The organism is Streptomyces sp. NPDC033229, assembly GCF_055576875.1.
Window position 1 is genome coordinate 52,231 of record NZ_JBVIQR010000016.1, and the last position, 7,334, is coordinate 59,564.

At 73.1% G+C, this 7,334-nt stretch carries 7 protein-coding genes; 5 read left to right on the top strand and 2 right to left on the bottom strand.

The genetic code is table 11. The features are described from left to right. Positions 1 to 9 precede the first annotated feature (9 nt). Together ACZ53N_RS16470 and ACZ53N_RS16475 are read left to right on the top strand one after the other, a co-directional pair. Positions 10 to 750, top strand: coding sequence for an enoyl-CoA hydratase family protein (locus ACZ53N_RS16470; RefSeq protein ID WP_469141537.1), 741 nt, complete (start codon positions 10 to 12; stop codon positions 748 to 750). Then, complete coding sequence (locus ACZ53N_RS16475) at positions 738 to 1,325, top strand: TetR/AcrR family transcriptional regulator (RefSeq protein ID WP_469141538.1); 588 nt, start codon at positions 738 to 740, stop codon at positions 1,323 to 1,325. Before ACZ53N_RS16470 ends, ACZ53N_RS16475 begins: the two co-directional genes overlap by 13 nt. 54 nt (positions 1,326 to 1,379) lie before the next feature. On the opposite strand, the gene ACZ53N_RS16480 is transcribed toward ACZ53N_RS16475, so the two are convergent. Further along, complete coding sequence (locus ACZ53N_RS16480; protein ID WP_469141539.1) at positions 1,380 to 2,480, bottom strand: citrate synthase 2; 1,101 nt, start codon at positions 2,478 to 2,480, stop codon at positions 1,380 to 1,382. A 499-nt stretch (positions 2,481 to 2,979) separates the two neighbouring features. Between ACZ53N_RS16480 and pdxH the strand changes: the two genes are divergently transcribed. Both pdxH and ACZ53N_RS16490 read left to right on the top strand, forming a co-directional pair. After that, entirely contained in the window at positions 2,980 to 3,609 is a 630-nt protein-coding gene (pdxH, locus tag ACZ53N_RS16485) for a pyridoxamine 5'-phosphate oxidase (protein WP_469141620.1), read from the top strand. Between the two features lie 361 nt (positions 3,610 to 3,970). Then, on the top strand, positions 3,971 to 5,401 hold the full coding sequence (locus tag ACZ53N_RS16490) for a PAS domain-containing protein (RefSeq protein WP_469141540.1): 1,431 nt from the start codon (positions 3,971 to 3,973) through the stop codon (positions 5,399 to 5,401). Between the two features lie 165 nt (positions 5,402 to 5,566). Here ACZ53N_RS16490 and ACZ53N_RS16495 read toward each other — a convergent pair whose 3' ends face one another. After that, the gene (locus ACZ53N_RS16495) at positions 5,567 to 6,322 is read right to left on the bottom strand and encodes an SIS domain-containing protein (protein ID WP_469141541.1); all 756 of its coding nucleotides are present in this window, start codon (positions 6,320 to 6,322) and stop codon (positions 5,567 to 5,569) included. A gap of 206 nt (positions 6,323 to 6,528) precedes the next feature. Here ACZ53N_RS16495 and ACZ53N_RS16500 point away from each other — a divergent pair, with 206 nt between their 5' ends. Next, entirely contained in the window at positions 6,529 to 7,221 is a 693-nt protein-coding gene (locus tag ACZ53N_RS16500) for a metal-dependent transcriptional regulator (protein ID WP_130879416.1), read from the top strand. Positions 7,222 to 7,334: the final 113 nt, after the last annotated feature.

A 7,334-nucleotide genomic window follows, 5' to 3' on the forward strand; every position in this document is an offset into this window, starting at 1 on the left:
GTTTCGAGGATGTTGGTTCGCCGCTCGCACGAGCACGGCATCACCACCCTGACGCTGGATTCCCCGCACAACCGGAACGCTCTCTCGGCCCGGCTCGTGGGCGAACTGCACGCGGGTCTCGCGTGGGCGGCCGAGGACGCGGACACCCGTGCCGTGCTTCTGACGCACACCGGCAACACCTTCTGCGCGGGCGCGGACCTCAGCGAGGCCGGGTCGGACACGACGGCCCCGCTCGGGCTCGCGCGGCTGTTGCGTGCGGTGGTGGAGCTGCCGAAGCCGGTCGTCGCCCGGGTCACGGGACATGTGCGGGCCGGGGGGCTCGGGCTGTTGGGGGCGTGCGACATCGCGGTGGCGGGGGAGGGTGCGTCGTTCGCGTTCACCGAAGCGCGGCTGGGGCTCGCGCCCGCCGTCATCTCGCTGCCGTTGCTGCCGCGCCTGGACGCGCGGGCCGCCGCCCGGTACTACCTGACGGGCGAGCGGTTCGATGCCGGGGAGGCGGCCCGGATCGGGCTGATCACCCTGGCCGGGGACCCGGACGAGGTGCTCGTACCGGTGCTCGACGGGCTGCGCCGGGCCTCGCCGCAGGGGCTCGCCGAGTCCAAGCGGCTGGTGACGGCCGAGGTGCTGCGGGCCTTCGACCGCGATACCCAGGCGCTGGCCGGGCAGTCGGCGCGGCTCTTCGCGTCGGCGGAGGCGCGGGAGGGCATGACGGCGTTCCTGGAGCGGCGGGAACCCCAATGGGCACGGTGAGCACGCCCAAGCAGGACCGCAGCCGGGCCACCCGGCAGCGTCTGCTGGAGGCCGCCATCGCGTGCCTGGCGGAGTACGGCTGGGCGGGGTCGACGGTGGCGGTGGTCGCCGAGCGGGCCGGGGTGTCGCGGGGCGCGGCGCAGCATCATTTCCCCACCCGTGAGGACCTGTTCACGGCGGCGGTGGAGTACGTCGCGGAGGAGCGTTCGGCGGCGCTGCGGACGCTGATGCCGCGTGGCCCGGACCGTACGCGGGCGGTGGTCACCGCGCTGGTGGGCCTCTACACCGGCCCGTTGTTCCGCGCGGCGCTGCAACTGTGGGCGGCGGCCGCGCACGAGGAGCAGTTGCGGCCCCGGGTGACGGATCTGGAGGCGCGCGTCGGGCGGGAGTCGCACCGGATGGCGGTGGAGCTGCTGGGGGCGGACGAGGGCCGCCCGGGGGTGCGCGAGACGGTGCAGGGCCTGCTGGACATGGCGCGGGGACTGGGGCTCGCCAATCTGCTGACGGACGACTCGGCGCGGCGGGATCGGGTGGTGGAGCAGTGGGCGCGGGTCCTGGACGGAGTCCTGCGCTGACGCGAATGGCCCGCCCCCGGGCCGGGGAGCGGGCCGTAGCGAATCCGTCGGGCGTCAGCCCTTGATGTCCTCGTAGCCCGCGACCTCGCGCGGGTCCCGGGTCCCCGGCCCCACGTAACGGGCCGACGGGCGGACCAGGCGGCCCGTGCGCTTCTGTTCGAGGATGTGGGCGCTCCAGCCCGCCGTGCGGGCGCAGGTGAACATCGACGTGAACATGTGCGCCGGGACCTCCGCGAAGTCCAGGACGATGGCCGCCCAGAATTCGACGTTCGTGGCCAGGACCCGGTCGGGGCGGCGGTTGTGGAGCTCTTCCAGAGCGGCCTTCTCCAGGGCCTCCGCGACCTCGAAGCGCGGTGCGGCGAGCTCCTTGGCCGTGCGGCGCAGGACGCGGGCGCGGGGGTCCTCTGCGCGGTAGACGCGATGGCCGAAGCCCATGAGGCGCTCGCCGCGGTCCAGGGCCTGCTTGACGTACGCCGTGGCATCGCCCGTGCGTTCGATCTCCTCGATCATGCCGAGGACACGGGACGGCGCGCCGCCGTGCAGCGGGCCGGACATCGCGCCGACCGCGCCCGACAGGGCCGCGGCCACGTCCGCGCCCGTCGAGGCGATGACGCGGGCGGTGAACGTGGAGGCGTTCATGCCGTGTTCCGCGGCGGAGGTCCAGTAGGCGTCGACGGCCTTGACGTGCTTGGGATCCGGCTCGCCGCGCCAGCGCTTCATGAAGCGCTCGACGACGGTCTCCGCCTTGTCGATCTCCTTCTGCGGCACCATCGGCAGGCCCTGGCCGCGCGCCGACTGGGCGACGTACGACAGCGCCATCACCGCGGCCCGGGCGAGGTTGTCGCGCGCCGTGGCCTCGTCGATGTCGAGGAGCGGCTTCAGGCCCCAGACGGGCGCGAGCATCGCGAGTGCCGACTGGACGTCGACCCGGATGTCACCGGAGTGGACGGGGATCGGGAAGGGTTCGGCGGGCGGCAGCCCGGGGTTGAACGCGCCGTCGACCAGCAGGCCCCAGACGTTCCCGAAGGAGACCTGGCCCACCAAGTCCTCGATGTCGACGCCTCGGTAGCGGAGAGAGCCGCCTTCCTTGTCGGGTTCGGCGATCTCCGTCTCGAACGCGACGACTCCCTCGAGTCCGGGTACGAAGTCGGACATCAGGCGGCTCCTCATGATGTGTGACAAGCGGCTGCCGGCCACGGTGGTGGCCGTGACTGCTTCTACGGCTGCTGTTGGCGGCCCCGAAGCGGTTACGCGGCTGCTCGGCGCGGCTCGCGGTCCGTTTCGGTCAACCCGGTCATGCCCCGTGCGGCTGTTCTTCACCCGGCTCGACGCCCGGTTCTTCGCCCGGTACCCGCCCGGCCGGCGCACCGGGCTTCGAGGGGAAGCCGGGGTCCGCTCAGGCCGGACACGATAGCCGGTGGTGTGTGGGCGCCACAGCTTCCTGCGAAGTGATTTTGGTGGGTTCCCCAGATGCGGGGAAGGGTGATGTCCGGCACAGTGCGGGTTTCGTCCGCCGCAGGGTTAGGGAACCCCGGTACGGGGGAGGATGAGCGGCTTCGGTCGCGTCTTCCGCCCCCGCGCGCCGTATCCCTGTGGGCGGCCCGTGTTGCAAGATGTCCGCGTGTCCCACGCCGATGATCTCGACCCCGCCGCGATGCGCGCGCAGTACCGTTTCGGCGGTCTGCTGGAGACGGACCTCGCCGACAGTCCGTACGGGCAGTTCGCGCGGTGGTTCGCGGAGACGGTCGCCGCCGGGCTGCACGAGCCGAACGCGATGGTCGTCTCCACCGCGGACGCCGCCGGGCGGCCCAGCTCGAGGACCGTGCTGATGAAGAGCTACGACGAGCGCGGCTTCGTCTTCTACACCAACTACGGCTCCCGCAAGGCCGTCGAACTGGCGGCCAACCCGAACATCTCGCTGCTCTTCCCCTGGCATCCCGTCGCCCGCCAGGTCATCGTCACGGGCACCGCCGAGCGGGTCGGACCCGAGGAGACGGCCGCCTATTTCCGCTCCCGTCCGCACGGCTCGCAGCTCGGCGCCCTGGCCAGCGCGCAGTCGACGGTGGTCTCCTCGCGCGGCGAGATCGACGAGGTGTACGAGCGGCTGGCGGCGCGCTACCCGGAGGGCGAGCCGGTGCCGGTGCCCACGGGGTGGGGCGGCTTCCGGGTGACGGCCGAGACCGTGGAGTTCTGGCAGGGCCGGGAGAACCGGCTGCACGACCGGCTCCGGTATGTGCGAGCCGCCGAGGGGCCGGGCTGGCGCGTCGAGCGGCTCTGCCCGTAGCGGTACGACAAACGCAGACGATCCGTGGGCCGGTTACCGCCGCGCCTGGCGGCGCGGCGGTGCCGAGCGGACGACTCGGCGGCCCACGGATCGGGTGACTGCTTGGGATTGGCCGGCGAAGCCGGCGTTGCGCTGTGCGCGACGACGGGCGCTAGCCCGCAGTCACCTCACGCGTCCGGACTGAAATCATGTCCCGAACCACCTCCCTTCTCGTGTACCCCCAGCGTAAAAAACGGCCCCCGGGACGACAAGCGAATTTCCCGTGGCATCGATTTCGCCGAAGTCGGTGTGGTGCCGGGCACGGTCGAGTTGAATGGCCCGTCGTGCAGGACATGCAGACGCGTCCAGCAGGGGGTACCTCGTGACCGCTCCACATCCGTCCGGCCCTGCCCGTCGCGGAACCCGCACCGGGGCCGCCGCCGACAGCGACGACTCGGGCCTCCTCGCGGCGCTCCTCGACGGTATGGACGCCGCGCTGTGCGCGTTCGACGCGGACGGCACGGTGACCCACTGGAACCGCGAGGCCGAGCGGATACTGGGCTGGTCGGCCGAGGAGGCCGTCGGGCGGCACGGGCTGGCCGGCTGGGCCTGCCGCGCGGCGGACGCCGAGGAGGTCACCGCGCGGCTGCTGGGCGTGATGGAGACGCCCGGGCGGCAGGTGCACGAGTTCGCGTTGCTCACCAAGGACGGCGGCCGGGTCCTCGTCCGCATCCAGACCTCGGCCGTCCCCGGCGCGGACGGCAGGCCGACGGGCGTGTACTGCGCGTTCAGCGAGGTGCACACGCAGATCGACCTGGAGCGGTCGATCGCGCTGAGCGAGGGGCTGTTCGGCGACGCGTCCTGGGGTGTGGTGCTGGTCGACGCGGATCTGCGCCCGGCCCTCGCCAACGCGCACGCCGCACGGGCGCTGCGCACGGGCCGGACGGCACTGCTCGGCCGGCCGCTGGGCGATCTCCTGGACCAGGGCGTGGAGGAGTTGGAGGGTGCCCTCCAGCACGTACTGGCCGCCGGGGCCCCGCCCGCGCCCACCGATCTGTGGGTGACGCTGCGGGACGCCACCGGTGCGGCGTCGGAGCGGCGCTGCTGGCGCAGCGGCTTCCTGCGGCTGGCGTCCCCGCTCGCCGAGGAGCCCGTGCCGCTGGGGGTGGCGTGGCTGTTCCTGGACGTGACGAAGACGCGGCTGGCCGAGCAGGAGAGCGCGCGGCTGCGGTTCAGGGGAAACCAGCTGCACCGCGCGGGACGGGCGGTCGCGGAGTGCGAGGACCCGATGGAGGGCGCGGCGCTCTACCTGGACTTCGCCCTCGCGGGCTTCGCCGACCACGCCGTGATCGATCTGCTGCCGAAGCCGGTGCCCGCCCCGGAGGGGACCGTCCGGCTGCTGCGGGCCGCCGCGACGCCCGCCGGGGCGCCGGGGCCGTGCCCGGCGGCGGCGCTGAGCGGGCTGCCGGTGCCCTACGCGGACGGGCACCCGGCGCTGCAGGCGGTCGAGCGCTGCGGTTCGGTCCGGGCGGGCTCGGACCGTACGGACGGCTGGGCACCGGCCCGCAAGTGGCCGGACGGCACCGAGCACGCCCTGGCCACGGTCCTGCGCAGCCGGGGCCGCACCCTGGGGGCGGTCACCTTCCTGCGCGGCCCCTCCCGCCGCCCGTTCGACCGGGCGGACGCGACCTACGCGGAGGACGTCGCCTCGCGGGTGGCCGCGTCGATCGACCTCGCGGTGACGGCCGAGGCGGCGGCGAAAGCGGAGGCGGAGGCCGGGACGGTCGGCTGGTGCGACAGGCCTGTCGGCTGAACCGTGGCCCGAGGTGGCCAGGCGGAATGTCTGGGCGCACCACCGCTGCCCGGCGGTGTCCTCAATCGCCGGACGGGCTGTTATCCGGCTGAGCTCAGCCACATCAAGCCCGTCCGGCGTTTGAGGACGCGCCCGCAGGGCGCTCGCCGCCGCAGGCGGCACCGCCTAGTGACGGAAGAAGATGCGGTCCCCGTACTCGGCCATCACCCGCCCGTTCCACTCGTGGCCGCCGTCCACGTTCCCCGAGCGCAGCATGGGCGGGTCGATGCCCCGGGCGGCCAGCTCACCGGCGGCCGTCGCGACGACGGCCTGCAGCAGGGCGCTGGTGACGACGGTGGAGGCCGGGGCGAAGGGCGCGGCGATGCCGTCGGCGGTCAGCTCCGCGTCCCCCGGCGGGATCTTGCTGTCGATGACGAGGTCGCAGTGGTCCTTGAGGAAGGTGCCCGAGACGTGCCGTGACCTGGTCTGCTCGGCGTAGGCGAGGGAGGTGACGCCGATGACCTTCAGGCCGAGGGCCCGGGCGTTCATGGCCATCTCCACCGGCAGGGAATTGCGACCGGACAGCGAGATGACGATCAGGACGTCACCGGGCCGCACGGGGCTGGAGTCCAGGACCGCGCCGGCCAGGCCGTTCACCCGCTCCAGGGCGCTGCCGAGGGTGGCGGGCATGACGTCGATGCCGACGGCGCCCGGGACGGCGAGGAGGTTCATCAGGGCGAGGCCGCCCGCCCGGTAGACGACGTCCTGGGCGGGGAGGGAGGAGTGCCCGGCACCGAAGACGAAGAGCCGGCCGCCGTCCACCACCGTGTCGGCGAGCATGGCCCCGGCGGCGGTGATGTGGTCGGCCTCCTCGTCGCGAGCCCGCTGGAGCAGCCCGATCGCGGCGTCGAAGAACTGCCCGGCCAGCTTGTTCTCGCTCATCGCTGCGGGGCTCCTTAGCTCGGAATCCGGTGGTGCGTGGGGAGCGCGCACGGTCGGTGCGTACGCTCGTGGCGCGGATCACGTTGCGGTCTTGACCAGCGCCCTGTCAATACGGCGTCCGCGCCGACGCCGCACGCGGCACCGTTGTCGGTGGTATGCGTCAGAATTGAGTCCAGGGCCAGCGCACGACATATCGAGGGGCACACATGTCCGGACTGATCGACACCACGGAGATGTATCTCCGCACCATCCTCGAGCTGGAAGAGGAAGGCGTGGTCCCCATGCGCGCCCGCATCGCCGAGCGGCTCGACCAGAGCGGCCCGACGGTGAGCCAGACCGTGGCCCGCATGGAGCGGGACGGCCTGGTCTCGGTCGCCGGCGACCGCCACCTGGAGCTGACCGAGGAGGGCCGTCGGCTGGCCACCCGCGTCATGCGCAAGCACCGGCTGGCCGAGTGCCTGCTGGTCGACGTGATCGGCCTGGAGTGGGAGCAGGTGCACGCCGAGGCGTGCCGCTGGGAGCACGTGATGAGCGAGGCGGTGGAGCGCCGCGTGCTGGAGCTGCTGCGCCACCCGACCGAGTCGCCCTACGGCAACCCCATCCCGGGCCTGGAGGAGCTGGGCGAGAAGTCCGAGGCCGATCCGTTCCTCAACGCCGGCATGGTCAGCCTGATGGACCTGGAGCCGGGCACCGAGGGCAAGACGGTCGTCGTCCGGCGCATCGGCGAGCCGATCCAGACCGACGCCCAGCTGATGTACACACTGCGGCGCGCGGGCGTCCAGCCGGGCGCGGTGGTCAGCGTGACCGAGTCGGCCGGCGGGGTCCTGGTCGGCAGCGGCGGCGAGGCCGCGGAGCTCGAGGCGGACATCGCCGCACACGTCTTCGTCGCGAAGCGGTAGCCCTTCCGGCGGATCTTGGGGGTGCACCACCGCTGCGCGGCGGTGGGGGGGGGGGGGGGGGAAACGGAACCAAACCACAAACCCCCAACCACCGTCACCTCACCGCCGCACAC

What these genes read in the sequence shown, in the direction of transcription:
- ACZ53N_RS16475 (WP_469141538.1), top strand. Translation starts at nt 738, where the DNA reads ATGGGCACGGTGAGCACGCCCAAGCAGGACCGCAGCCGGGCCACCCGG.
- ACZ53N_RS16495 (WP_469141541.1), bottom strand. Translation starts at nt 6,322, where the DNA reads ATGAGCGAGAACAAGCTGGCCGGGCAGTTCTTCGACGCCGCGATCGGG.
- ACZ53N_RS16480 (WP_469141539.1), bottom strand. Translation starts at nt 2,480, where the DNA reads ATGTCCGACTTCGTACCCGGACTCGAGGGAGTCGTCGCGTTCGAGACG.
- ACZ53N_RS16500 (WP_130879416.1), top strand. Translation starts at nt 6,529, where the DNA reads ATGTCCGGACTGATCGACACCACGGAGATGTATCTCCGCACCATCCTC.
- ACZ53N_RS16470 (WP_469141537.1), top strand. Translation starts at nt 10, where the DNA reads ATGTTGGTTCGCCGCTCGCACGAGCACGGCATCACCACCCTGACGCTG.
- pdxH (WP_469141620.1), top strand. Translation starts at nt 2,980, where the DNA reads ATGCGCGCGCAGTACCGTTTCGGCGGTCTGCTGGAGACGGACCTCGCC.